This window comes from Fictibacillus sp. S7, from assembly GCF_004127935.1.
GTDB classification, from domain to species: Bacteria; Bacillota; Bacilli; order Bacillales; family Fictibacillaceae; genus Fictibacillus_C; species Fictibacillus_C enclensis.
Genome location: NZ_QJKL01000001.1, coordinates 3681086 through 3707822, shown reverse-complemented (window position 1 = coordinate 3707822; position 26737 = coordinate 3681086). Strand labels below are relative to the sequence as shown.

23 protein-coding genes and 2 pseudogenes are annotated in these 26737 nt (G+C 41.5%); 4 read left to right on the top strand and 21 right to left on the bottom strand.

Annotated elements, in window-relative coordinates; all coding sequences use genetic code 11:
- Nucleotides 1-134: 134 nt before the first annotated feature.
- From DMO16_RS19055 to DMO16_RS25230, 3 genes and pseudogenes are all read right to left on the bottom strand, one after another.
- A pseudogene (locus tag DMO16_RS19055) lies at nucleotides 135-293 on the bottom strand (helix-turn-helix domain-containing protein); the annotation flags it as partial.
- Nucleotides 294-599: 306 nt separating this feature from the next.
- Nucleotides 600-1041 (bottom strand): annotated as a pseudogene (locus DMO16_RS19045) (Hsp20/alpha crystallin family protein).
- 645 nt (nucleotides 1042-1686) lie between these two features.
- Nucleotides 1687-2646 (bottom strand): LuxR C-terminal-related transcriptional regulator, encoded by a 960-nt coding sequence (locus tag DMO16_RS25230; RefSeq protein WP_277873769.1) that lies wholly within the window; start codon nucleotides 2644-2646, stop codon nucleotides 1687-1689.
- A 418-nt stretch (nucleotides 2647-3064) separates the two neighbouring features.
- Here DMO16_RS25230 and DMO16_RS19035 point away from each other — a divergent pair, with 418 nt between their 5' ends.
- From DMO16_RS19035 to DMO16_RS19020, 4 genes are all read left to right on the top strand, one after another.
- Entirely contained in the window at nucleotides 3065-4510 is a 1446-nt protein-coding gene (locus DMO16_RS19035) for an amidase (protein WP_129479421.1), read from the top strand.
- 58 nt (nucleotides 4511-4568) lie between these two features.
- On the top strand, nucleotides 4569-4928 hold the full coding sequence (locus tag DMO16_RS19030; RefSeq protein ID WP_129479418.1) for an inner-membrane translocator: 360 nt from the start codon (nucleotides 4569-4571) through the stop codon (nucleotides 4926-4928).
- Nucleotides 4929-4952: 24 nt separating this feature from the next.
- Nucleotides 4953-7265 carry a N,N-dimethylformamidase beta subunit family domain-containing protein gene (locus tag DMO16_RS19025; protein WP_206738131.1) on the top strand — a complete coding sequence of 771 codons (2313 nt, stop codon included), beginning with the start codon at nucleotides 4953-4955 and terminating at the stop codon, nucleotides 7263-7265.
- 630 nt (nucleotides 7266-7895) lie between these two features.
- Complete coding sequence (locus tag DMO16_RS19020; RefSeq protein ID WP_129479413.1) at nucleotides 7896-8399, top strand: GNAT family N-acetyltransferase; 504 nt, start codon at nucleotides 7896-7898, stop codon at nucleotides 8397-8399.
- Nucleotides 8400-8419: 20 nt separating this feature from the next.
- Here the strand turns inward: DMO16_RS19020 and DMO16_RS19015 are convergent, their stop codons facing one another.
- The 18 genes from DMO16_RS19015 to DMO16_RS18930 all read right to left on the bottom strand — a co-directional run bounded on the left by DMO16_RS19015 (nucleotide 8420) and on the right by DMO16_RS18930 (nucleotide 26711).
- Entirely contained in the window at nucleotides 8420-9289 is an 870-nt protein-coding gene (locus tag DMO16_RS19015; RefSeq protein ID WP_164988964.1) for a PhzF family phenazine biosynthesis protein, read from the bottom strand.
- A gap of 108 nt (nucleotides 9290-9397) precedes the next feature.
- Nucleotides 9398-10450, bottom strand: coding sequence for a Gfo/Idh/MocA family protein (locus tag DMO16_RS19010; RefSeq protein ID WP_129479409.1), 1053 nt, complete (start codon nucleotides 10448-10450; stop codon nucleotides 9398-9400).
- Nucleotides 10451-11551: a Gfo/Idh/MocA family protein gene (locus DMO16_RS19005; RefSeq protein ID WP_129479407.1), complete on the bottom strand. Its 1101-nt coding sequence runs from the start codon at nucleotides 11549-11551 to the stop codon at nucleotides 10451-10453. It lies immediately after the preceding gene.
- Between the two features lie 19 nt (nucleotides 11552-11570).
- Complete coding sequence (locus DMO16_RS19000) at nucleotides 11571-12392, bottom strand: carbohydrate ABC transporter permease (RefSeq protein WP_061975352.1); 822 nt, start codon at nucleotides 12390-12392, stop codon at nucleotides 11571-11573.
- A complete protein-coding gene (locus DMO16_RS18995; RefSeq protein ID WP_129479405.1) occupies nucleotides 12389-13336 on the bottom strand; it encodes a carbohydrate ABC transporter permease in 948 nt (315 codons plus the stop codon). The genes DMO16_RS19000 and DMO16_RS18995 overlap by 4 nt, the downstream gene beginning before the upstream one ends.
- A gap of 69 nt (nucleotides 13337-13405) precedes the next feature.
- Entirely contained in the window at nucleotides 13406-14701 is a 1296-nt protein-coding gene (locus DMO16_RS18990) for an extracellular solute-binding protein (protein WP_129479403.1), read from the bottom strand.
- Between the two features lie 33 nt (nucleotides 14702-14734).
- Entirely contained in the window at nucleotides 14735-15499 is a 765-nt protein-coding gene (locus DMO16_RS18985; RefSeq protein ID WP_129479401.1) for a sugar phosphate isomerase/epimerase family protein, read from the bottom strand.
- Nucleotides 15500-15622: 123 nt separating this feature from the next.
- The gene (locus tag DMO16_RS18980) at nucleotides 15623-16633 is read right to left on the bottom strand and encodes a LacI family DNA-binding transcriptional regulator (protein ID WP_129479396.1); all 1011 of its coding nucleotides are present in this window, start codon (nucleotides 16631-16633) and stop codon (nucleotides 15623-15625) included.
- A 306-nt stretch (nucleotides 16634-16939) separates the two neighbouring features.
- Nucleotides 16940-17281 (bottom strand): helix-turn-helix domain-containing protein, encoded by a 342-nt coding sequence (locus DMO16_RS18975; RefSeq protein WP_241840601.1) that lies wholly within the window; start codon nucleotides 17279-17281, stop codon nucleotides 16940-16942.
- Nucleotides 17268-18341, bottom strand: coding sequence for an acyltransferase family protein (locus DMO16_RS18970; protein ID WP_129479392.1), 1074 nt, complete (start codon nucleotides 18339-18341; stop codon nucleotides 17268-17270). The genes DMO16_RS18975 and DMO16_RS18970 overlap by 14 nt, the downstream gene beginning before the upstream one ends.
- 34 nt (nucleotides 18342-18375) lie before the next feature.
- A complete protein-coding gene (locus tag DMO16_RS18965; RefSeq protein ID WP_164988963.1) occupies nucleotides 18376-19737 on the bottom strand; it encodes a sugar transferase in 1362 nt (453 codons plus the stop codon).
- A 68-nt stretch (nucleotides 19738-19805) separates the two neighbouring features.
- Entirely contained in the window at nucleotides 19806-20861 is a 1056-nt protein-coding gene (locus DMO16_RS18960; protein ID WP_129479387.1) for a glycosyltransferase family 4 protein, read from the bottom strand.
- On the bottom strand, nucleotides 20858-22099 hold the full coding sequence (locus DMO16_RS18955; RefSeq protein WP_129479385.1) for an O-antigen ligase family protein: 1242 nt from the start codon (nucleotides 22097-22099) through the stop codon (nucleotides 20858-20860). The genes DMO16_RS18960 and DMO16_RS18955 overlap by 4 nt, the downstream gene beginning before the upstream one ends.
- Nucleotides 22089-23552 (bottom strand): lipopolysaccharide biosynthesis protein, encoded by a 1464-nt coding sequence (locus DMO16_RS18950; protein ID WP_129479383.1) that lies wholly within the window; start codon nucleotides 23550-23552, stop codon nucleotides 22089-22091. The genes DMO16_RS18955 and DMO16_RS18950 overlap by 11 nt, the downstream gene beginning before the upstream one ends.
- An 11-nt stretch (nucleotides 23553-23563) precedes the next feature.
- Nucleotides 23564-24187: a CpsD/CapB family tyrosine-protein kinase gene (locus DMO16_RS18945; RefSeq protein WP_129479381.1), complete on the bottom strand. Its 624-nt coding sequence runs from the start codon at nucleotides 24185-24187 to the stop codon at nucleotides 23564-23566.
- Entirely contained in the window at nucleotides 24180-24914 is a 735-nt protein-coding gene (locus DMO16_RS18940) for a YveK family protein (RefSeq protein ID WP_129479379.1), read from the bottom strand. Before DMO16_RS18940 ends, DMO16_RS18945 begins: the two co-directional genes overlap by 8 nt.
- Before the next feature lie 54 nt (nucleotides 24915-24968).
- The gene (locus DMO16_RS18935) at nucleotides 24969-25901 is read right to left on the bottom strand and encodes a hypothetical protein (protein ID WP_129479377.1); all 933 of its coding nucleotides are present in this window, start codon (nucleotides 25899-25901) and stop codon (nucleotides 24969-24971) included.
- A gap of 9 nt (nucleotides 25902-25910) precedes the next feature.
- Complete coding sequence (locus DMO16_RS18930; protein ID WP_129479375.1) at nucleotides 25911-26711, bottom strand: hypothetical protein; 801 nt, start codon at nucleotides 26709-26711, stop codon at nucleotides 25911-25913.
- Nucleotides 26712-26737 lie beyond the last annotated feature (26 nt).

Genomic DNA, 26737 nt, shown 5'->3' with positions numbered 1-26737 from the left:
AATCTGAGCTTGCGCTGTGGTTGGACATCCCCTAAGCTTGTAGTTGGCCCAGTACCAGCGTTCGTGTAACAAGGGGCAAAGTAGATAACAATTAAGTATCTTTACTTTGCCTCGTTCACTATATATTGTCCTAGTTACCTTCTGTAACTTCCGTACAGAGTCATACGAGAGATACCAGCCTTTTCAGCAGCATCCGTACGACTCATCCCTTGATCCATAAGATATAAGGCATAATTACCCTTTTCCTCATCAGTTTTCGGTCATCCAGGATGTTTCCCTCGGCTGCTAATAGCAGCTGGGTCTTCAATACAAGGGGTTTGTGTAGCAATGGAACCAAATCACGCAATAAACATTAGTGGACATTATCTTTGAGAAAAAAGCGCCCTATATCATCAAAGAAAAAGCATTACCTCGAATAGAAGTAATGCACTAAATGATTCTTTAATATACATTGTCACTTGTTTTAAAATGATTTTCTTTTTTTGCTGTGGCAGGTGACAACTTAAATTATTAAATCTACCAAATCGGTTGCTCTTCAGCAATTTCTTGAAGGTAGTTCCTTTTAAACTCTTTCATAACAGATAATAATTTGCTCATTTTTAATGAAATTCCACATCTATTTTCTTGGTATTATTTGAGCTATTTTTGGCATTGTTATTTCAAGAACACCATTTTTGTAAGTAGCTTTACACCTTGGTTAGACACTGAAGCAGGAAGCGTTATAGCTCTGTGAAAGCTGCTGCTATATCTCTCTTTCCTATGCATATTCTCTTGCTCAACTTCATGTGTTTTATTCATTGATCCACTTATGCTTAATATATTCTTCTCAATATTTATATTTATATCTACTTTTTTCTCCAATCCAGGAATATCACAAGTTGCCACTACCTCACTATCTGTTTCATGTATATCTACTCGTATGTTTCCAAAGTGCCCGCCTTCAGCTCCTAAATCATCAAAAGGGGATTCAGCAAAAATTCGCTCAAAATCTCTTCTCATATTAGATAATTGTCTAAATGGTTCATAAGGTATTAATGACATCTCTTTCAAACTCCTAAATTATTTTAAACAACAATATTTTTTGTTACTAGCCAAAATATTATTCGTATAATTTTTCTCTTTAAATAAAAAAATCGATTCCTGAGCACATAGAAATCGATTTTTTCAAACTATCCTTTTTATGTAGTAAACCAAAGCAAAGATTATAGCTATCTAGATATTTTTATGAAATATTATTATCTTCTTTTTTCACGAACTTATTATAACAACCATGCTTTACTACTTATCAAACCTCAAGTGGCGCATTCTTTTCAATTTCTATCATATCTGAAACATTACAACAATCGTATTTGGCCCAGTACCAGCGTTCGTGTAACCATAAAGCTGTTTATCCAGATGCAAAACCATTAAAATACGGACCAGAGATGAAGCGTTAGTGGAGAAAGACATAGATGAAGTTATTGTACCTTTGGATGACGAGTTGAGATAAAACGCAATTTTTAGCCTCGTGAAATTCATTGAACTTCTTCACGGTGTGAAACTCACTTCACTCTTTAAAGTTCGTAATCTTTCCAGGCACCATTTTGATCTTCCTCTCTCTATATCGTTCTTCCCTCTTAGATAGAGAAAAAAGGAGAAAAAGAGGCATGGATCTTTCAGTGAATAAAAGCTTTTTTTATATCTATTTTATAACAAATCTAATTTACTAAGCAAACCGGTACGGTTCTTGACATCTAGCTTACTAAATATATTTTGAATGTGTCGTTTTACAGTATTAATGCTGATACATGACTGTTCGGCAATTTCCAAGTTTGTATATCCCTTTCGAATAAGACCACAAATTTCCATTTCTCGTGGTGTTAAGAGGGAGAGTGTATGATCAATCGTTGGTGTGGAGGTGTTATTATTTGTGTCTGGTATAAGATGGACAATATAGACGGGTTCCTTTTGAAAGTCGGATTTCGGATCAAATTGAATGGTGTATTGTTGAAATGAAGGAGAAGAAACGAATCTTACAAATCCCAATTGTACATAGCTTTGGCTCAACAGGTACTTTTGCACAAAGATATCTATTGTTTTTTCACTCTTGTTGGCCAATAGATCTGACGTGATGTCCCTAGCAGAACTATTGTAATAAAGGGGACGGAAAGTCAAATCTAAAATGATAAGACCATGAGGAGATCGATCTGCATGCGCTTCGAAGATTCTTTTTTGATATTCGGCTTTCTCCAACATTATTTGGCTGGAAATTTTTAGCGAAATAAATGTGGATATCGCTTCAAATCGCTTCACGTCTTGCTTGTCAAAAGGACGATCACCTTTCGATCTTAACAACCCTAGCGTTCCTACTAATTTGTTTTGGTAGGTAAAGTTGACTACCATTTCATCATCATAATGGTGCTTTTTCATAAAGCCATTATAAAATTCGCTTTTCTCAAATTTAGCATTTGAAACCATATCGCTGATGCGAAAAATCGTTTGCTCAGAGATCTTGTTCAAGTGCTTTTTGGGATGGAGAAAGTCCAGTTCATCATAATTGGCTAAATAATCAAAAATCACCTTATCTTGAATTTGATATAAATGTGGATGGGAAATATTCCCCGATTCGTCCGTGAACCATAAAACAGAATGATGATACCCCCACATTTTACATAGGAAATGTTGAATCTGCTGCCGGAAATGTTCAGGGGAATGTTCCAGGTGTTTTAAAAATTCCAATATTCCGTGATAGTCTTTTGTAGATAATTGGTAATCTTTAATAAGGTTCCACCTCCCTAATAGTAAAATGATTATGAATATTATAACATTAACTTTTAATAGTGATCACTCGAAAGTACTATTTATGATCGGATGGGTTAGTTCTATCAATTTAAGTTTCTATGCTTTAGCTTTATAAAATCATTCCCTACACCTTTTTATTAGACTCGAAACTATTGGATCAACAGGCGTAACTCAAAAGTGTTACTATTGGTCAAAAAAATCCCCCTTTTTAGTAATAGGTCTAGTAGTTAAACTCTGAGATAATGCAGATGAGAAGGTCAATAAATCATAAGGAGGAAAGAAAATGAAGTTTTCTGAGTATTCTCGCTATGATGCAACAGGTTTGGCAGAATTAGTTAGAAATAATGAAGTTACTCCCCAGGAATTGAAAGATACGGCTGTTGAAGCAATTCGAGAATTGAATCCAAAATTAAACGCTGTTAATAATGTTTTGGCAGAGTCAGGCCAAGAAATTGAAGGATCACAGGAAGGACCGTTCGCAGGAGTCCCATTTCTGATTAAAGAGGCTTTATTACATGCTGAGAATGTGCCGTCAAATCTTGGAAGCCGATTAGCTGAAGGTTTAGTTTATTCGGATGATACTGAATTGATGACCCGATTCAAAAAGGCGGGATTAGTAACTGTCGGAACAACTACGACTCCTGAATGGGCTTATAACGCGACAACAGAATCCATTTTTTATGGGCCGACCCGAAACCCATGGAATACTGATCATAGCCCAGGAGGATCTAGCGGCGGGGCAGGTGCAGCTGTGGCGGCAGGTATTGTACCTATAGCACATGCTAATGACGGAGGAGGTTCCATCCGTATTCCAGCCTCATGTAATGGATTGATAGGGTTGAAACCAACTCGAGGACGCACTCCAACAGGGCCTTTCGGAGAACTGCTTAGCGGAATCGGTGTGGAATTTGCTGTTTCTCGGAGTGTCCGTGATACAGCGGCACTGTTGGATGCTGTCTCCGGTCCTGATATTGGTGCTTACTCTTTTGCTCCGCCTCCCAATAGGCCGTTTTTGGAAGCGGTTACAGAACCGCCTAAACGGCTTCGTATTGCATTCATGGAAAAGCCGCTTACTGGAGTTCCAGTGAATCAAGAGTGCATAAATGCATTACGTGAAACAGCAGCACTTTGTCAGGAACTGGGACATGAAGTGGTAGAAGCTTCCCCGCAGATAGATGTTGAATTGCATAATCTTGCTACACTTCGAATTTGGACCGCGCACGTGGCCCATATGGTGAACGGAGTAGCTAAAGCCTTAAATCGTGTTCCGTCAGAGGAAAACCTGGAAACAGCAAGCTTCGCATGTTATCAATATGGTCAGGCAATCACAGCTCCACAGTTACTTGAAGCAACCGACATCATGGCAGCTGTTACTAGGTCGGTTGGCCGCTTTTTCGCGGAATACGATATTTTATTATCACCGACAACAGCCCAGCCGCCTCTCCCTCTTGGTGAATTAAATCAAAATGCTCTAGGAATAAATGCAGAACAATGGACTGAACAAATATTTACTTATGCCCCATTCACTAATCTATTTAATACAACAGGTCAACCAGCCATATCTCTTCCGCTTGCCTGGAGCAGCAATGGCCTTCCGATCGGAATGCAGTTTGGCGGACGATTTGCTGATGAGTCAACTCTAATTAATCTAGCAAGTCAACTAGAACAAGCACGTCCGTGGAAAGATAAACGCCCTCCTGCACTTGTTAATGCTTCATCATTAAATTAAAAAAAAAGCACCTATCTAAGAAAGACTAAAATTACAGTCGTTAATGGAGGGAAGAACAATGTCTCAAGAAACGAGAGATAAAGCAGTCTATTTGGATATAGACAGGCGGATTTTTGAAACGAAAATCAAGCCTCTCATTACAAAACAGTTATTGGACGAATACAAATTAAATCCTATTGGCAAACATAGCGAACAACTGGATGTCGTATTAAATTACCTGCGAAGACATCATGAACAAATGGAAGGGAAATATGTCATCGTATGTACCGAGCCACATAAGGAGTGGCATATAGGAGAACACCCAGGCGTTCGAGGAAAACATCCTAAAATTTTCTGGGAGGAAAGCTTTGATTCAAGAGAAGCAGCTGAATACGGCCTTTTTCTTAAGAGATTACAAAAATATGGTGTGGAAGTATAATTCAAAAAAAGGGAGAGAGTCATAGTGACCATTCATGGATATCCAGACAAACTAAGCGTAGAACCAGGACAAAATGTTAAATTTATGATCAATAGTGAGGGGAATGAAAGCTATCAGGCTGAAATCGTTCGACTAATACATGGGGATACTAATCCTGATGGACCAGGATGGAAAGTTGAATTGATTGATACTGACCTTAAAAAACAATACAGGGGGAGAGAACAGAAAATTTATAGCGGCTCGTATGTCACCGTACCGGATAACTCCTTGTTGAGGGAGATTGAAAGTTTTTCATTACAGGCGATGATTTGGCCAACTACACCTGATAAGGGTGCTCAGGGTCTACTCACAAAGTGGTCTGACTCGAAAAAAACTGGATATGGTTTATTTATCGATGAAAGCGGTTTCCTCTCATTATGGATTGGTGATGGCAGCGGTAAAGTGGAGAGAGTAAACACGGGGAAAAAATTAGTAGAGAGATGTTGGTTTTTTGTAGGGGCGTCTTTTGATGCAACTAATGGTACAGTTGAAGTATTTCAACAACCTTTAGTAGATAAAACTAATGGGAGATTCTCACTTGCATATTCGTTAGAGACAATGACAGCACATGTTAAGCAAGTAATTAAATCAAAACCTGATACTGATCATGAAGCCCCTTTTATTATGGCTGGCTATTTAGAAACTATCGTTGAAGGCAAGAGCATTGTTAGAGGCCTTTATAATGGAAAAATAGATAGGCCTCGCATGGCTGACCGTGTGCTTACTCGTCAAGAGATGGAACAATGTATAGAAAATCCCTTTGTGGATTTGCTAGCAGCATGGGATTTTGCAGCGAATATTGGCCCTAAAGGTTTGGAAATTCCCAGCCAGATTATAGACAAATCGCAAAATGAACTTCATGGAAAAGCTACTAATCTTCCAACTCGGGCGATGACAGGTTATAACTGGACATCTAATGAACAAAATTTTATCCATGCTCCAGAGCAGTATGGCGCTATTCATTTTCATGATGACGATCTTTCTGATGCCGACTGGAAAGTAGATTTTGAATTTACCATCCCAGATGATCTGAGAAGCGGTGTGTATGCAGCACATGTAAAAGCTGGAGAAGATGAAGACTACGTTACATTTTTCGTAAGACCTAAAAAGGGAACTGCAACGGCTAAAATTGCATTATTAATCCCCACAGCAAGTTATTTAGCGTATGCTAACACTAGATTCCAAGATGTCCCCCTTGCTCAATTGATGTTTGGCCGGGCTCCGGTTATACAAGCAGAAGATTTATATCTTATGGAACATAAGGAATATGGTCTTTCCACATACGATGTGCATTCCGATGGCAGTGGTGTCTGTTATTCATCAGGACTTCGGCCGATACTTAATATGAGACCCAAGTACAGGCATAATCTGTCGCCTTCATTATGGCAATTTAATGCCGATCTTCATTTAGTAGATTGGTTGACTGAAAAGGGATATACATTTGATGTAATTACCGATCACGACCTCAACGAAGAAGGGGTTGAACTTTTAAAACCATACAACGTTGTACTTACCGGATCTCACCCTGAATATTATTCAGGGGCTATGTTAGATGCAGTTGAAAATTACCAGCAACTGGGTGGAAGATTTATGTATATGGGAGCTAATGGCTTTTACTGGATCATTCAATTTAATCCAGAAAACCCTAATATCATCGAGGTACGAAAGCAATTTGGTTCAAATGCATGGAAAGCAAACCCCGGCGAATTACATCTGAGCTTTAGTGGGGAACAAGGTGGACTATGGAGAAACAGAGGCAGAGCACCCCAAAAAATTGCCGGAACAGGATTTATTGCCGAAGGATTTGATGTGTCTTCCTACTACCGTCGGAACCCAGATAGCCTTGATCCAAGAGTCTCCTGGATTTTTGAGGGAATTGGTGAAGACGAGCTAATTGGCAATTTTGGCTTAGTTGGCGGTGGTGCAGCAGGACTTGAAGTGGATACTTATGATCTTGAGTTGGGGACACCACCGGAAACACTTATTCTTGCATCTTCGGAAGGCCATTCTAATGCTTACATGCAGGTTGTTGAGGAACTGTATTTTAACGTTCCAAGTATGGGAGGTGCGGAGAATCCTAGGGTTCGGGCAGATATGGTATATTACCCGACTCCAAAGGGAGGAGCAGTTTTCTCGGTCAGTTCTATTGCTTATTGTGGAAGTTTATCCCATAACAATTACGATAATAATATATCCCAACTAACGGATAACGTACTTCAAAAATTCATGTCAGACGAACCGTTGCATTGGGAAGAAAAATCACCTCAAATTGCAGGTGCTAAAAGTAATAAAAACTAACTGGGCACTATTGTGAAAAGCCGGTATCCCCATGGTGGGTGAATACCGGCCTTTTACGCTCATAAAATCCAGTGCACAGAGGGTTCATTTTTTTGAAATAAAACCATTCTGTATGTACCCTCTCTCTCAATTGGTCTATCTTCCTATTCCCAAGACCTTTTACCCCTTTAGAAATTTTCTGAATTTAAGTTTTATATTAATTTCTTGCTTTATATTATTGCTTTTAATCGATATCATCCTCCCAGGAAATTAAATCTTTTATTACTAAAAGTGGGAGATTTCTTTATCAAAATAATAAAATTTTTGTATACTTCTATTAAAATTTTTTTGATAATAAAGCGTTAAATCCGGCAGGCGTTCAAACCAAGCTCTCCAAGGCATTTAGATCTCTTATACGTATACGAGCGCGACCTTTTGTAAGAGAAAAAAATACCTAGTGAAGAAAATCAATAGAATCTTTGGTAATTGATAATGGATGCGGATCTTTTAGTTGCTCTTTTTAGTTAATAAATCTTTTTTACTCATCTAGAAGAAACAAAAATTATTAACAAATAAAATAAATCAATTTATAACTAACCACCTTCTAAACTATTGTAAGCTATACGTACACTATTCTCAGGAGGGTTCTATATGTTAGTCGTTCGAACGGCGAAGGAATCGGAATATGATTTCCTTCAAGAACAAAGAATTAACGCTTATTCACAATATGAACAAGATGTACCTGAAGCGCATTTGCAAGTTTTACTAAAAGCTATTTCTGCTGATGTCAGCACAGAGGAAGAAGTAGAGTATTTGGTGGCAGAATGGGATGGGGAGATTGCTGGAAGTATCGTAGTATTCCCTCCAGAAACCGATGCCTATGATGGGCTGACTGGGATTTCAACTTTGCCGGAAATAAGAATGCTAGTGGTGGATCCTTCTTTCCGGAAGCGGGGGATTGGTAAAGCGCTCGTTGAAGAATGCCTTGTTAGAACCAAGGCCAAAGACTATTCTGCGGTCGGTCTTCATACGGCAGATTTTATGAAGAATGCCGTTAAGCTTTATGAGCGAATGGGTTTCAAGCGGTTACCTCAACTGGACTTTTCTCCCCTTGACGACGGGATTGTCGTAAAGGCCTTTCAATATACCTTATAAAGTCTCGCGCACTAAAACACTTAACGTGTTTCTAGTGCGTTTCCTTTAATTCGAGTGCGGATCACTTTATTTTCTTTACTATATGTTTCAGAAACAATCATACTTGTCCGGTTCATAGCGACTCCCTGGATCACTCGATAACTGTTCCAACCCTCCGATAATGATGAAAACACGTTATGTTCGGTTAAATAGGCACCTAATGCACACGCAGCTACACCTGTTGCCGGATCTTCGTTATACCCGGCTCTTTTGGGAAATTGACGAGCTTGGACACTGTGCCGATTGTTTTGTTCAATCGCAAAAGGGTAAAATCCAGTCGTGTTATATTCGTCACATAATTTCCAAAGGTATTCATAATCCGGTGTAAGACGATTAAGTGTTTCAACGCTTTTTAATGGAATGATTAATTTATAACGAGACGCAGAAACAGATTGAACAGGAAAGTCATGAATGTCATCCATTCCAATACCTAATGCTTTGCATACTTCTTCCTTTGAAGGGTTTTCGTCCTTAAATTCCGGGGAGAATTGTTCAACAGTAACGTCTACCTCCGATCCTCTTACTTCCCATTCCACTCTAACTGGCCCTAACAAGGTCTCCACCTGAAGCGGTGAGTGTTTGATCAATCCCCGTTTTACAAGAACAGTGGTGCTTCCAATTGTCGCATGAATACACATTTCCATCTCATGTAATGGAACAAAAAAACGAAACTTTACATCACAATCTGGACGAGTTGGTTTTAACACAAAGGCTGTTTCATGAGCAAAGTCCTTTGTCATCCTTTGCATTTCCTCTGTTGTTAAATCATCGGCATTTAACACAACGGGACATGGATTTCCTCCACCTTCTTCTAAAGAAAACACGTTGGTATGTACAACTTCGTAAGACATCTGCTTCCCCTCCATCCACTTTGTGATCCATTATAACATCAGCTTCTCCCCCCAAAAACAAAGACGACCCCGGAACCATACCGAGGTCATCCTATCATGAATACTCTATTAATGAGTAAGAGCTTTCCCCTCACTCACCCCAACCTTCACAATCTGCTTGGTCTGGTTCGACTCAATCGCAGCGAGGATGACATCCAGGGACTTCATGCCTTCTTCTCCCGTAATAAGCGGAGTTTTTCCATTCAGGACAGCGTCCGTGAAATGGTCGATGACATGAGATTGGGTCTGTCCGCCTTTATCATTGGATTGGATTCTCTCCAGCTCGTAGTTGACGGTTTCGCCGGTTTTGTATTGAGCGACGAGGGAATAATTCGGATTATCTTCCAGACGTAGAATGCCTTTCTCACCGTAAATGATGGTTGAGTTGTCTCCGCCGGAAACATAGGACCAGCTTGCAGCCAGGGTGCCGATAACGCCTTTTTCGGTCTTTAAAATGCAGACTGCGTTGTCATCGACTTCTGTGTTTTCCTTAGCGCTCGTATCGATGAACGAGCCGACTTCGGTGATCTCACCGAGGAGGTAGCGCATGAGGTCGGTTTTATGTACGCCAAGGTCACCCATCGCGCCGATAAAAGCTTTTTCTTTGTCAAAGAACCAGCTGTTGCGGCCATCGATGCTCCACTGCTCCGGTCCAGGATGGCCGAAGGTGGTGCGGAAGCTGTAGATTTTTCCGAGCTCACCGCTGTCGATCAGTTGCTTGGCCTTCTGATGGGAAGCCACAAATCGTTGGTTATGAGCGATCATCAATGTTTTGCCGCTTTCCTGAGCCGCCTTGTTCATCTCTTCTGCTTCTTCCTTTGAAGTAGCCATTGGCTTCTCACAAAGCACGTGCTTGCCAGCATTTAGTGCCGCAATCGTTACAGGCGCATGCAGGTAGTTCGGCAGACACACGCTGACTGCATCAATATCCGGATTTTTCAAAAGTTCTTCATAATCGGTATAGCTGGCAGCTCCATACTTGCTTGCAGTTTCCTGCACCCGTTCTGGGAGAAGGTCGCAAACTGCTACAATCTCTACTTGTTCGTTTGCTTCATATTCTGGCAGATGGCGCTTTCTTGCGATACTGCCGCAGCCGATCACTCCAACTCGTAATGTGTTCATTTATTGGTTCCCTCCTGATACTAACGTTTCGTTTACGCCTGCCGGGCGGTTGTAAGTGCTCTGCATGTCATAATGCTTGCCAAGTGACGCCGCCTCGTGGAATCCGTGCATGATCTCCAGCACATGAAACGCTTGTTCACCTGAAGCTCGATGCGGCCGTTTTTCCAAGATCGCATCTGCCATATCAGCGATTCCGATTCCTCTTGAATTTTCCACTGTTTCAGACACAAGCTCCTGCTCCACCCACTCGTCAGATCCCTTTTGCTTCAACACGACAGGACCGCCGAATGTGTTTGGATCCGGAACGGAGATCGTTCCCTCCGTTCCATAAATCTCGATAAAAGGAAGCCGGCTCGCCTGCACGTCAAAGCTTGTGATAATCGTGCCAACGGCTCCGCTTTCAAACTCCACATTACCTGAAATATGTGTCGGTGTATGAACAGGGATTTTCTTGCCCGCATCTTCTCCTGACATAATCGTACGCTCCAAAAACGGCATGCCGGCAGACGCGGTTACGCGTTTTACCGGTCCGAGCATTGAAATAAAGGCGGTCAGATAGTAAGGGCCCATATCATACATTGGTCCGCCGCCCGCCTGGTAAAAGAACGCCGGGCTCGGATGCCATTGCTCCGGTCCCCTTGACAACATGAAAGCCGTCGCCGCGACCGGCTGGCCGATGGCTCCGTCCTCAATCAAGGCACGGCATGTTTGCAGCCCTGCTCCAAGGAACGTATCCGGCGCAGCACCGATCAGCAGTCCTTTCTCGTTTGCCGTATCAATCAGTTCCTGAGCTTCCGGAACAGAAACCGAAAGCGGCTTTTCCACGTAAACATGCTTACCGGCGTTCAGCGCCTGCAGGCAAAGCGCATAATGACCGCCCGGAGGTGTCAGGTTCAGCACAATGTCAATATCTTCATGATGGATCAGTTCATCCACTGAAAGAACAGACGGAATGTTGTACTGCTGGCCCTTTTCTTCTGCCCGCTTCTGATCCAGATCGGATACAGCCACCACTTCCAGATGATCGTAACTGCTGCAGTTTTTCAAATAAATATCACTGATCACACCGCAGCCAATCAGTCCAATGTTAATCTTTTTCATGGTATCTCTCTCCTGTCTATTACTCTTTTACTGCTCCGCCCGCAAGTCCCTTGACCACTTTTTCCTGCGAGAAAATATAGACAACAAGAATCGGCAGGCTGGCCAATGTCAGTGCGGCCATCAAGCCCGGAATGTTGACAGAAAATTCGCCTTTAAAATCCTGCAATCCTAGCGGCAAGGTCATATTTTCAGGACTTGAAATGAGCACGAGAGCAAAGATAAATTCGTTCCATAGATGGATAAAGTTATAAATTAAAACGGTCATCAACGCCGGAGTCAGCATCGGCAGAATCACCCGCCAGAAAATGCCAAAATGGCTGCAGCCGTCAATCTTCGCCGCTTCCTCCAGTGAAGCCGGAATCTCCTGCATGAACTGCGTCAAAATAAAGATCGAAATCGGCAAGCTGAATGCGATATACGGCCCGAGCAGCGCCCAAACGGTGTCATACAATCCCATGCTTTGGGAAAGCTTAAAGACCGGGATCAAGGTGGCGTGAATCGGAAGCATCATGCCCGCAATAAACAGCAGGAACACCACGCGGTTCAGCTTAAATTTCATCCGGCTCAGCGGATAGCTGGCCAGCGCCGCAATCAGCATAACGGCAAACACAGCAATGACCGATACAAGAATACTGTTGAAAAAATAACGGGACAGTCCCATTTCAAATACACTTTTAAAGTTTTCTAACGTAAAGGATGAAAAAAGGGAATACGGCTTTTCAAAGAACTGCGTCCGGCTTTTTAAGCTGGTGGAGATCATGTAAAGAAAGGGATAGCCTGTGAACACCAGCAGAATAAGGGCAATCACATACAAAGGGACTTTTTTAATCGCTACATTCATACATAGGCTCCTTTCTTTTTCCGGTAATAATCAAGCGCCTGAATGATGATGGTCACAATCATGGCCAGGAAGAACATGACAAATGCGATGGCGCTGGCATAGCCCATGTTAAAGTTCACGAACGCCTGCTTGAACATGTACGTTCCGAGAAGCTCCGTACCATGGTTCGGTCCGCCGCCGGTCATAACGTAGAAAATATCAAACGCCTTCAGCGATCCGACAATCGCGAGGATGGATGAGCTCACAATCGTTGGCATCAAGAGCGGCAAGGTGATACGAAAGAACTTCGTGAAAGCGCTTGCCCCGTCGATTTCCGCTGCTTCATACAGCTCTTCCGGAATTCCGACGATCGCTGCCTTAAAGAGAATCATGTAAAACGGAGAAAACTGCCAGACAATAACGAGCAAGACCGCAAACATGGCTGTATTCGACTGGCTTAGCCATGCAACATTTTCAAAGCCAAACAGACTCACAATCTGGTTGATAATCCCGTTCAGCGGATCAAGCATCAGTACCCATAACAAACCGACCGCAACCGTGGAGATCAGGAATGGAAAAAAGTAAACACCGCTGAACAGCCTGATACCGCGAATCGGTGCCAGGAGCATCAGTGCCATGATCAGCCCGAGCGGGATCTGAACAAAAATCGATGTCAGAATTACCCACGTATTGTTCGTAAGCGACGTCCAAAACACGTTATCACTCAGCAGGTTAATATAGTTTTGCAAACCCACATATTCACCGGCGCCGACCCCGTCCCACTTGTAAAAGCTGTAGAGCAGCGTCGTAAAGATCGGGTAGAGCACATAAAGGATATAAACAATGATGGCTGGGGCCAGAAATAAGCTGATCGTAATGAATTTGTTCAATGACTTCTTCTTTGGCCGTGTTGCTGTTTGCGCCGCGGGTGTTGCCGTTCGTACTCCTTTTAATTGCGTTTCCACGTCATCCCTCCTCACGTTTTATGAAGGAAAGAATCAAAGGGGCTCTTTGCCCCTTTGATCCTCCGTCATTTACTCCTTCTTCAGGTCTTGCTTCGCTTTTTGCTCCATCTTTTTCGCTGCTTCCTGCGGTGTCATATCGAGACCGAACACAGCTTGTGTAGTGTCTTTGTGAAGCTCAGCAAGCTCTGGAGGAAGTGTCTGGTCGTAAGGCATTTGAAGGTGGGTTGCATTACTTACAGCTTCATAGAAGCGTTTGGTCATTTCATCTTTAGGAACCACGCCATTCACTGACGTTAATGATCCCGTACGGTCCACATAGGCTTCAGCGGTTTCTGTGCTAGCAAGCTCATTGGCAAGCTCAGTCGCAAGCTTCTGGTTTTTGCTGTTTTTCGCAACAGACCATACCGGAGCTGCTGCTGCGCCAAGGTTTGTTTGGTCACCTTTGCCGCCTTTAACGGTCGGGAAGATGAAGAAATCAAGCTTGCTCGCAAAATCAGGCGCTTCTTCTTTCATGTTGTTCACAAATGAAGTCGTCATATCCATCATGGCTGCCTTACCGGAATACATAAGCTGACGGCCCTGTCCTTCATCATAAGGAATGCCGTTAAAGCCTGAGTTAAAGGCCTTCTTCTTCACCATTTCCTGAATCAGCTCACCTGCTTTCACATACGCAGGATCATCAAAGGTTTTGCCCGTACGGTGGAACGCGCTGTCAAACAATTCAGGTCCGCCTACACGGCTCGCGAAGTTCATGAAATAATAGGCACCCGGCCATTTGGTTTTGTTGGCCAGCGCAAGAGGAATAATGTCATTCTTATTCAGTGTATCGATGATTTTCAGCCACTCATCATAGGTTTTCGGAGGGGTTAACCCGTATTTTTTGAAGATGTCTTTGTTGTAAAAGACCACGTCGATGGATAAGCCCAGCGGCACTCCGTAGACTTTGTTGTCAAACGTTGAATTGTCGAGCGCCAATTTGTTGAAATGATCTTTGTCAGTATCGGCTGTGATATCAAGCACCTTATCCTGGTCCACAAAGTTTTTGAGCCAGCCGCCGCCCCAGCTGGTAAACACGTCAGGCGCACGGTTGCCGGACATCGCAACAGAAAGCTTTTGCTTGTAAGCGTCGTTCGGAATCGTAAGGAATTTTACGTTTACATCTGGATGCTTTTTCTCAAAGCGTGCGACCGCTTCCTTATACACCTTTTCCTTTTCACCCGGATCAATCTGCCAGAATTCCAGCGTCTTTTTCCCTTTCGAGCCTGAACCATCGGCAGAAGACTCCTTCGATCCGCCGCCATTTAACCCACATGCTGATAACAACAGTGCTGCCACAAGGCTTAACATCAACATTACTCTTTTCACAGCAATTCCCTCTTTTCTTGTTTTAAATGATGGTTATACCGTTATGTAGTTCTTGGTGAGGTATTGAAAACTCATTTCGATGCTCTCAAGCGGTGAACGGCGGCTTTGGTCCTGTTCAACGACCCACCATTCGACCTGGGAAGCTTCTCCTTTATTTAAAATCGCAGAAAGATCCACGCCGCCGGTGCCAAGCTCTGCGAAGAACTTCTCCCCGTCTGTGGTCATGTCTTTTAAATGAACGAGTGGTGTGCGTCCCTGATACCTTTCAAGCCATTTCACAGGATCTTCTCCCGCTTTCGTCAGCCAGTACACATCAAACTCTGCTTTTACCCGGTCATGATTGGTTTCTTCGAGCAGCACTTCAAGCGGCTTGCGTCCGTCAGACAATGGCTGAAGTTCGAAATCATGGTTATGGTACGCGAAGGACAAGCCTTCCTTGTCACAGGTTTCACCAACAGAATTCAGAATGGAAACCAGCTCGCGGTAATCCTGCTCGCTTCTTCGCTCAGGAGGCAGGAACGGACAGACAATGTGCTTGTTGCCAATCGCATGCTGATACTCAATAACAGAGCTCAGTTCAGATTCCAATGTCGTCAATGGGACATGGCTGGATGCAGCTTTTAATCCAAGATCATCGAGCACCTTCTTTAATTCAGTAGCCTCCAGCCCGCCATATCCGGCAAACTCTACGCCTTCATAGCCGATTTCCGCTACTTTTTTCAGCGTTCCTGTGAAATCCTTCTCTGTTTCATTGCGCAGCGTGAACATCTGCAGCGCAACGGGTATGCGTTTGGACATAAACAACCTCTCCTTTTTGATATAGAGCATATTTTAAAATGTAATCGGTTTCATTTTTCATTGTTGCTGACCCCCTAAAATAAAGGGGTTCTTAAGTCTGTAAAAATGTAACCCATTACATGACTAACCGAGTTTTTTCTGATTTGCTCCGCAGGACTCCCGGATCACAAGCTCATTTTGAAGCACGTATTGTTTCTTGCTCGTCTCATCCCCGTTGATCTGCTCAAGCAGCAGCTCCATTGCTTTGCTTCCCATTTCAAACATCGGCTGGGCGATGGTTGTAATGCCCGGGTCATAAATGGCGGAGAGCTTGACGTTATCAAATCCCACAACCGCTAGATCTTCAGGAACTGAGAGCCCATGATCCTTCGCCGCCTTGATGATGCCTGTAGCCATTTCATCATTGGCCGAAAACACCGCAGTTGGCGGATGTTCCAGCGCCAGCAGCTTGGTCATCTGGTTGTACCCTGATTCATGGGAAAAATCGCCCTCCTGGATCAGGATGTTGTCAACATCCAGGTCATTTTGCAATAGCGCCTGACGGTACCCTTTCAGGCGGTCCTGACTGACCAGCAGATGAAGCGGACCGGTAATATGAGCGATTCGGGAGTGTCCAAGCTTAATGAGATGCTCGGTTGCCGTCCGGCCGCTGCTTACATTATCGATGGTCACCGTCGGAATGGGAATGCCTTCGAGATAGTCTGCAGTGAGAACAACCGGATACTGTTTCATCACTTCTGATAAGACGCCTTTATCCATCCGGGCTGACAGCAAAATCATGCCGTCCGCCTGGCGCTGTCTCAAATGGTCAAGATACTCATACTCCTTTTCCACCTGCCTGTTCGTATTGGCAAGAATTACACGGTACCCATGCATCCCGGCTTCATGTTCAATTCCGCCAAGAATATGGGAAAACACCGTATTCATGATGTTCGGAATCACGACAAGAATCGTATTCGTTTCACTGCGCCTGAAATGCCGCGCCAAAATGTTCGGCTGGTAATTCAACTGCTCAATGATCGCCAGCACCTTATCCCGCGTTGCTTTTTTCACGGTTTCCGGATTTCTCAAAACCCGTGAAACCGTCGCTTTTGAAACATTCGCCTTATCTGCCACATCGCTCATCTTTACCATTGGTGCATCCCCTATACTCATGAAATGATTTCTGCTAGATGTAAAATGTAATCGGTTACATTTAGTATAACTTTTATTGTCAGAATTGCAAGATAAATTTAATAAATTTGTTGAATAAAAAAGACGAATCCAAATTCATCACCGGGCAAATCATCCAAGTAGGCGGACATTATATCAGCAATCCAACCATGCCTGATTTTATGGCGGGCACTAAACGGGATGCTAAAATAAGACTTGTCCTTGAAATTGGACAAGTCTTTTCTTGTTGAATAAAACTATATAGATTATATTTTCTGATTTGTAATTTCAAAAATCTGGATTTAAAGATTTCTTTCGTTCCCATTCCAAGTACTCGTCAAATTTTTCTTTTGTCAAACCTATCTCTATTGCTTTATTGATGAGAAAAATCCATTCATCATCTATTTGGTTATGTGGATCTTGGTGTACAAGAGCATATGCCGGAACTCTTAGGGTTTGTGCAATTTTATGTAATATTGAGATAGACGGATTGGATTTGGCATTTTGCTCTATAGAACTTAAATAGGATTTAGCGATGCCTGTTTTCTCTGCTAATTGATTGATTGACATCTTCCTCTTTAGACGGTATTTTTTTACACGGTCCCCAATCAAATCATCACCTTCCTTCATTGATGAGAATATTACTTGATTTTCTTTTTTTGATACGTGGTCTTAAATCAACAAATTTCTTAACTTGGCGAATCAGCGGTCTTTCAATTAATTGGTAAACCAAGAGGCAAGACCCTACTGTACAAAGTTGAAGAAAAAGTAAAGACAAAAAGTTTCCCAAGACATGGGACAAATTTAGAAATTTAAATACGTATAAATAAAATTGAATACAGGGTCCATGTGCAATATATATAGAGTAAGAGGCATCTCCTAAAAGAGCTAAAACTGATGGAACCTTTGTTTGTTTCTTCAAATCTGTTATCGTAATTCCCAGCACCATCATGAACGAGAATAAGAAATAAAAATGGGGTTCATAAATGGATACCACGTGAAAAATATTGTCAGCCCATACAAGAAAATATCCGACTAAACCAATTAAGATCCATAACAAACCTTTTTTTATTTTCACATGCTGCACCAAATAAGAAATCAAACAGCCAGCAAGAATTTCTAAATTACTAAAGTTTAATAGAAATGTATCTTTACCAGGAATTAAACCCATTTGTACAATTAGTAAGATAACAGACCAACCCATCAGGATATACTTGAATATTTTCGGCCACGTTAAGAACCCTGCAAAAACTAGATAAAATAGCATAATATACTGCAGAGACCATGCAACAGTAAGAACAGGATCCACTGGAAGAAGAAACAGTGATTTAATAATGACTAGCATATTCCGTTTATGACTCTCATCCTCTATAGGCACTATGAATAATGTGGCAATTGCGGCTAGAGTAAACAAGAAATAAAGAGGATATACCCGTATCCATCTTTTTAAAAGGAACTGCTTTGCCTCAGTTAGAGAACCCGCTTTCCTGCCATACAAAAAATAGATCATGAAACCTGTAACAACAAAAAAGAAATCAACGCCCCCCATACGATTCCATTGGCTAATATGAAACCAGTCATAGTGAAATCGTTTGTAAAACATGTGGTTTGCATGACCCAACATAACAATGATAATCGCAATCGCTCTAAAGCTTTGGACTAATTGTAATTTATCTCTTCCAGCCCCCATTAATTCTGCACCTTCTTCTCAAATTAACCTGCGATCATTTGGTCCCTAACATCCTGTACTGATGTTTATGCTGCTCAGTCTTTACACCCTGAGCTTGATCACGCTGTAGTACCACTCCGATGGTTTGAAGTAAAATTTTAATATCCATGGTTAAAGAATAATTCCGTACATACATGAGATCATAACGAAGTTTATCCTCTACCGTTGTTGTGTAATTTCCCAAGACTTGTGCCAATCCAGTAATCCCCGGTTTAACTGTTAGCCGATATAAGTAATTGGGAACCTGCCGTGTAAATTGATGAATAAAGAACTCCCGCTCCGGCCTAGGACCAACAATGCTCATTTCTCCTTTTAAAACATTGATGATTTGAGGAAGTTCGTCTATCCTGGTTGCACGCAGCAAATGTCCTACTTTGGTGATCCGTGGATCATGATCTATAGCCAGAGTCGGACCTGTTAGTTTTTCAGCATCCTGCTTCATACTTCTGAATTTGTAAATATTGTATCTTTCTCCCCTTAATCCAATTCGTTCTTGTTTGTAAAAAGCAGGACCTCTGGATGTAGCAGGTATTAGAATGGAGAACAACAGGAAAATAGGACTGGTTAAGATAAGAATGGATAGAGCCACTGTTATATCAAATATCCTTTTAGCCAACAATGAACTTTTGCTCATCTTAGGAGGTTGAATTGAGAACACGAGCATATCATCAATTTGCTGGGTTTTAGCAACTGAAATAAATAGCTCATACATCTCAGGCACAATCAAGATTTCCTTTCCTTTTTCGGTACATATACTCATAATGTCATCCGTTATAGCCTTTGGAAGCCCGGACCCGATAACTACCGAATCGATGTTAGACAGATGTTTTTCCAATTGTCGGGTATTGTCTGCTGAAAGAAAGCCCTCCACATTAAACCATCCTTCAGTATGATTTAAAAATTTATTGGCCATATGAAGGCTTTCATCTTCATCCTTGGCAATAATTAATACGTTATTTTTTCCGGTATTCAGAAGGGCAATGTACCAGACAGCGAGACGGAAGGCGACAATAAGAATACATTGAGCCACAAAGGCAACCAATAGAAGCTGGTGGTTCTGCAAGAAAAGAAAACTCTTTTCAAAAGATCCCGCTACTTGTAAAAAAATTTGAAAAATAAAAAGAGCAATCATTAATGGGTACAACAGGTGCTTTATTCTTTTTCTCCTGCAATCGCTGTACAAGTCGAATAAGTAAAAGGTTACTATCCCAGCCAGTGACACGAAGTAAATCAGGAAAGGATCATCCACCCTGGACCCTTGAATTTTTAAGGCTAAAAGAAAACTGGCATGTAGCAAAACAAAATCTCCTAACGTTAATGCCCACTTACCTAACCGCCCATTATCGTTTTTTTCCATCTTCACCCTACTCCTTATTGTGGACTTATATAGATTGTTCTTAATAAAGAACATATTTACAAAAAAATTTAAGCATTTGCCTTGTATTCACGTAAGGTGTGATTTACCATTTTCTCTAAAGAAAACTCCTGTTCAACCTTTTTCCTCGCAGACAAGATCACTTTGTTTTTTATGTCCTGTTGAGATATTAAAGTGGATATTTTTTTTGCGAACTCCTGTACAATGTAACCTTCAACAAGAAAACCCGTTTGACTATCCTGTATGGCTTCCTTTATTCCACCTTTATCGATGGAGATGATTGGTGTGCCAATCGCCATCGCTTCAATAATTACCATTGGAAAGACTTCTCTTTTTGAGGTTAACAGGAGCATATCCATCTCCCTGATGAATGTTTCCGGCTGGCTTACATGACCGATCATCTTCACTTTTTCTGTTAGGCCAAGCCTATGAATATGATCCGAAATCCGCTTTTCCTCCGGCCCTTCTCCTGCTATATAAAATTCCACATTTGGCACGGTTCTCATAGAATGGGCTACCTCCAAAAAGAACTGATGGTTTTTTTCTTCCGACAATCTCGCAAGAATACCCACCTTCCAACGATTCTCCCTGTTGATTTTCTCTTTGAAGGTAAACTGTTTTAAATCCACCCCATTATAAATGGTCTTTATTTTATCTTCGAAAACTCCTAATCCTACTAGGCTATGTTTTTCAAAGTCACTAACTGTAATAATTTTGTCTACATTACGATTTAAAAGCCCAGCGAACATTTTTTGATACTTTTGCTCCAAAATCGTAACATTATGTTTGGTATAAAGAATTTTAAACGGCTTTTTGCTAGTTCGCTTTAACAAAACGGCATATAGGACCAGACGTAAGCTATTGGCATGAAGAATCGTGATGTCCTTTTCCTTAATTATTCTCTTGAGCTTGAGTAAATTTATTATGTGATTCTGGCGTGTCAGTTCCAGGAATTGATATTTATTTTTAATCCGGGTTTTCAGATCCCCTGTGGCAGCTGCCGTGAATAAGGTGAGTTCATCATGTTGCAATTCATTTTCAAGCTTGCAAAAATACATTTCTGCACCGCCAGTTATAAGCTTATCGGTCATTAAAAGAACATTCACAACGCGGCTGTCTCCTTTGCAGTTTTATAGAAGTTCGTCGCTGGCATTCTATTAGCCTCATACAGGTGTACTGAGAGAATAGCCATAAACAAAAAGAACATATCATTGATAATGACAGATAAGGACGCCATCTGAAGAATATAAGCGACAAATACCAGGAACAAATAAGGTTTATTGCGTGGCACCCTGTACTGGAACATTTGAATAAACACAAACAGAATGAACAGCAGGAAACAAAGGATCCCAAAAATGCCCGACTCGGCCAGTATTTCTAAAAAAGTGTTATGAACGTGTAACGTATCTCCGAATTGGGATTGATTATAATCAAGGAAATTATTTGCACCGATTCCTGTCAAAGGGTGGAGTACGAACACGTCCCATGCCCTTCCCCAGAGATCCAATCGGCCGCTTCCTCCATCACTCGAGAAGTCATTCATTCTGGCTTCCAAAATGCCATAAAGATCAAATTTCATAAATGTGACCAGAATGTAGGCTCCGAGCAGAACGGTAAACAGGGACCCCAAAACGAGTTTCAGCTGCTTAATTGGCTGGTGGTTAAGGAGAAACATATAAAGTACAAAGGTTAGAATCAGTACAAGCAATCCGCCTCTAGAAAAAGTTAGTATACTTGTTAAGACAGCGAGAGCCAGACCTATCCTATTCTTTTGTGAATCGGTATGGCACAAGTAATAGGTGAAGAAAATGCTGTTATAAAAAACGAAATAATTCGGATCCTCCAGCAATCCGATCAAGCGGGGATAATCCCTGTCCATGAGCACACCAAAAGAAGTTAAGGAATCACCTTCCAGGACAAAGTTAAGGCTTTTTAAGCCCCACACATATAAAGCCAAGCTTGCCAGATTGAATAAAATTCCGACGTTAGAGATACACGTCTCTATCATGGTTTGGGATGCATTCCCGATAATTACCTTCATGAGAAAATAACACAGCAAGTATAGGGTGATACCGATAATAATCCTTATACTTGAGAAGGGGTACAATGAAAAAGAACCACTGAAGCTATACACAAGATAAAAGAGCAACATCCCTGCTTCCATTAAATGAAGGCGCTGAAAGTAAAAGAATGAAAAATGAAATAGGAAAAGTAGAAAGAGAAACAGCATGTAGGGCTTTAAGGCAAATCCAATATAAATATTGTATTTGCCCAGGGTAACCAGAAGGATCAGCACAAACAATGCCCACCGGGATCGATAATCCTCATTCAATCTATAATCCATTTTCTATCCCCCTCTTCCTCCTCGTTTTCCACTTTAAAGGGCTCTTATGCAAATATTTTTTTACGGATTGATACAGGTCCCTGTCCAAGAGGAGGATAAAAGCTAAAATCAGAATATGAACCGTTGTTGCGACGAAAGGCAAGGAGTGAAGAAGGTAGTTCACCATCCACAGCCCCGCGAAAAAAAAGATGAGGTAAGGAACGATAACTTTTTGTGCCATTTTCCAGCGCCCGGGGAGGAATACCCAAAAACCGACAAGTGCCAGAGCTTCAATAAACAATCCAGCATACGCAGCTCCAACCACCCCATTCCCAAGGCTGAACGTATAATAAAAAATAACCGCAAGGATCACTGTAATAAACTGGATGAGTGTCCTAAAACGCTGCAATCCTCTTGTAGTAAGACCGTCTGCCAAAGCAATATTCATAGCCTGAAGGGTCAGCATGATGGATAGGATCTTCAAAGGCTCGGAAGCGAACAACCACTCAGAACCAAACAACATCGTAATAACCTGGTCCGAGCAATAAAAGAATGGAATCGTCATGACCATGCCAAACATACTCATGGTTTTAAGGAGCATCGTATTTTCCTTTGTGTGTTTATCCAATTCCTGATGATGATAATGGCGGAACATAACCGGTCGGTAAGCACCTGCAACGATAAACGGAACTTGCTGCAGGGCCTGAGGGATTCGATAAGCTACCGCAAAAAGACCCACTTGTTTCATTGATACTGTTTTCTCTAAAACGATCGGTCCAAGCTGAGGAAGGACCATAAACAATAATCCACTAAGGGTAAAAAATCCAAAGTTCTCCATCATTCCTTTGTGAAAAGGAAGACTAATCTTCAACTTGATTTTCTTCATGACCAAGCCAAGAGCAAGTACACCAGCAAGTAAATAGGAACCTCCATAAAGCACACACATTACGGGTGGATCTGTTGAAAAAAGCATGCCAAGTGAAATGGTTCCAACCAGCAGTACCGCTGACATCATTCGAATCAAACCTATATACTGCATTTTTTCTGTCATTTGAAAATAAGTCGTCCCTATACTTTGTAAAGCAATACCGGTCACCATGGGTATGGATAGAAAGTGAGAGGTGCGCAGCAATTCTTCCTGGCCCCGGTGCAAAAAGTGAATAATAATGAATCCGAACAGAAAGGTTGCCACCAGAAGAATGAACCGAACCTTGATGTAAGAAGTAATAATGACCGCATGATCGGCATCTTTTTTCAAGCCTTCCCTAAGGGTAATCTCACTTAACCCGGCGTCTGTAAAAAACCCCATAATCATAGCCAATGCCAGTGATACGCTAAACAATCCATAATGGTACGAGTGAAGATAGGAAGCGAGAATGATTAGTGTCAAGGCATTTAATCCGCTTGACACCGCCGTGCTGTAAAAAAGATGAAAGATATTTTTTGCAATGGTATTCTGTCCAGTGATTTTCATAAACTCAAACCTTATCCTGTTTGGTAGATGACACCCAAAATGTCGTTGTCTGCTTGCTGAAGTATATTTTTCGCGGCATATAATTGTTCTCTTTTTGTTTGCTTTTCTTTGACGACCAGGAGAACACCATCACAGTGATCAGCTAGCAGCTGCGGATCAGACAGCTTTAACAGCGGTGGAGCATCAAAGATCACAACATCGTAATTGCATCTTAACTCCTCCGTCCATCTGTTTAATCTCTCTGGACTCCACACTTCAGCAACGTTGACAACAGCAGGACCAGCCGGAAGGAGCGAAAGATTCTCCAATTCTGTAGAACGCGTGTATAGCCCAGTATTTTGCCTTTTTGTAACCACATTTGACAGCCCTTCGGTATTACTAACACCCAGCATCTGGTGAAGAGACGGTTTTCGAATATTGGCATCAACCAGAAGTGTATTTTTTCCATGCTCCGCAAAACAGACTGCAAGGTTTGCCGTTAATGAACTGTAGCTTAGCCGGTCACTGGGTGAGGTAACCATGACCAAACTGCCATTCATCGTTAACTTTCGTTGAAGATTCGCATACATCATTCGGAAGGATTCTGTCACTGGGCCTGTAAATGGACTTCTGCTTTTGAGACTGGTTTTATACATTAGCCTCACTCCTTTTTGTCTGCCGCTTCAACAAGCGTTTTTCGGGAAGGATTAAATGCTCTGTATTCTTTTTCATTTTCACTTGTCCAATTACCGGGAGGCCAAAGCCATGATCGACTTCTTTCGGATCTTTGATTGAATCATCAAGGTATTCAACGAGCATGGCTGCACCAATTCCTATAAACAATCCAACAAACATACCAATAATGATATTTAAATATGGATTTCCTATCTGTTTTACAGAAACCGCTTCTTCTGAATCATTAAGCATCTTTACTTTCTTTATGTTCAGCAGGCCATTAATTTCGGTAACGGAAGTCTTGGCAAGGGAGTGAGCGAGCTGTTTTGCGTAAGCAACGTCCGTCCCTTTAACCACAATGTTAATAATTTGGGAATCCTTGTTGTTTTGCAGCGCAATATGCTCCTCCAAGGCTTTTAGGTCTGTTTTCAGGTGCATTTCATTTTTTACTCTATTTAAGACAATGGGACTTTTCATTAAATCCATCGAAGATGCAAGAATCCTGCTAAATTCCTGGGTTTCAGTATAGGCGTCTTTGTTGTTTTGCTTTCCAATCATGATATACTCCGTAGCTTCAAACGTTGGCTTTAATAGGAACAGGGTGATAAAAGCAGTAAGAACTGAAACACCAATCGCTGTAAGAATGATGAGAAAAGCTCTCCGTTTAATAATTTGCAGGAACCTTTTTATATCCATTCTGTCTTCCATAATTACCTCCTCGGCCGTCGTTCTTAATAAAGAACATAAAAGGCATAATAAAGCTTAAAACTTGTTGTCAACTCCCCTATCCTTAACAAACTTGCCATTAATATTAAATTTGACTTGTGTCTGAATAGAATTGGCAGTCAAATCAACCGGTTCTGACGCGCTTGAGAGCAGTTGGGTGTCCCAAATCATGCCATCAAATGTGTTATGAGTTCCGCTTACTGAAAGTATTTGTTCTGTTTGTTTGGAAACCTGAATCTGCAGTCCTAAGAATTGGTTTCCTGAACTTTCATTTGGAACTGTTCTTGAACTATGAATGACAATACACTCGATACAGTCATCGAATGTAAAATTGATAAATCGGTTTCCATTAATCCATGCTGCTTTTTTCTTAGGCTTTTGAACACTAATCTCAAGCCCCTTCTGAAATCCCGCTATAGAAAGGTCTTGAAAGTTTACAAAACTGATGTAGTGGTCAACCCCACCTGCAAATAGTTTGATTCCTGTCCCACCATGGTTCCCGCTAGAATTGATGATTGTCAGATTACGTACCCGGGTTCTCGTATCGGACCAAAATTGTTCCTTGCCATCCAGGTAAATGACTTCCGAGCGAAAACGCTTGTCCGTAACCTCGACAATGCCGTTTGTAATGGATGAGTTTTTATGTAAGGAAAAGGCTCGGAAATTACCGTTAACTAGAATCTTAGTGTTCTGACCCAGTTCCAATTCAATACCTCGTTTTACATTCAGCCCCGAAGTAAGAACATAATGCTTGTTACCAGTAAGCCTGACTTTTCCAATCTTAGATGAGTAACTCTCGTTAATTGCTTGCTGTATTGCTTTCGTATCATCTTGCAAATCATCACCATTTGCTCCATATTTCTCAGCATTGATGTAGCCAGGGCATGATTTGCCGGAGTGGAAATAAAGGTAGGTTACAAGCAACCCTAAACACAAGAAGAAATAGATCCATTTTTTCCTTTTCTGCATTACACCCCTCTATTCCTTAATATTAAATCTCCCCCGATCAACCATTCTCGAAATAGGAATGGTTCGAAATTGGACGGTGTTATAAGAACTTGCAGCAACAAATTCAACCAAAGGATTTGATGAAATAATATCGAGGTCCCATGCCATGCCATTCAGTCTGTTATACTGTCCTGATATAGTAAAGAGCTTAGTGGTCTTGGTTGATGGTTGAATTTGCATATTTGAAAAGATATTCCCAGTACATTCATTAGGAACACTTTCACCAGAGGTAATTGCAACCATATTTATACAATCTTCCATTGAGAAATTGATAAACCGGTTTCCATTTACCCAGCTTTTTCCGCTTACTGGTTTTACCGCCTGCAATCGAACCCCGGTTTGAAAACCTGAGATTTTAATATCTTCGAAGTCAATAAAGGTGATCCCGTATTCTGAACCATTGGAATACAACTGAATAGCTGTTCCTTTGTTCGTTCCCGTCCAGTTGATAATGTTACAATTGCGAATAATGGTCCGTTCCCAGATGTTATAATATTTGTACTTACCATCCAGATAGATAACGTAAGAATTAAAAGCAGGATCGTCAATTGCGATATAAGCTCCCTCTAACGATGCATCCTTTTGGAGCTCAAAGACTTTGAAATTTCCTTGTACTATTATTCTGGTATTGTAGCCGCCTACCAGTTTAACTCCTTGCTTTATAATAATTCCTGATGTTAATAGATAATCTCTATTTTCCAATGTAACAACTTTATTTAAATTTACAGAAGCAGCGTCTATTAAGGATTGAATTACCGAAGAATCACTCATTGCACCTCTTGCCTTTCTAAAATACT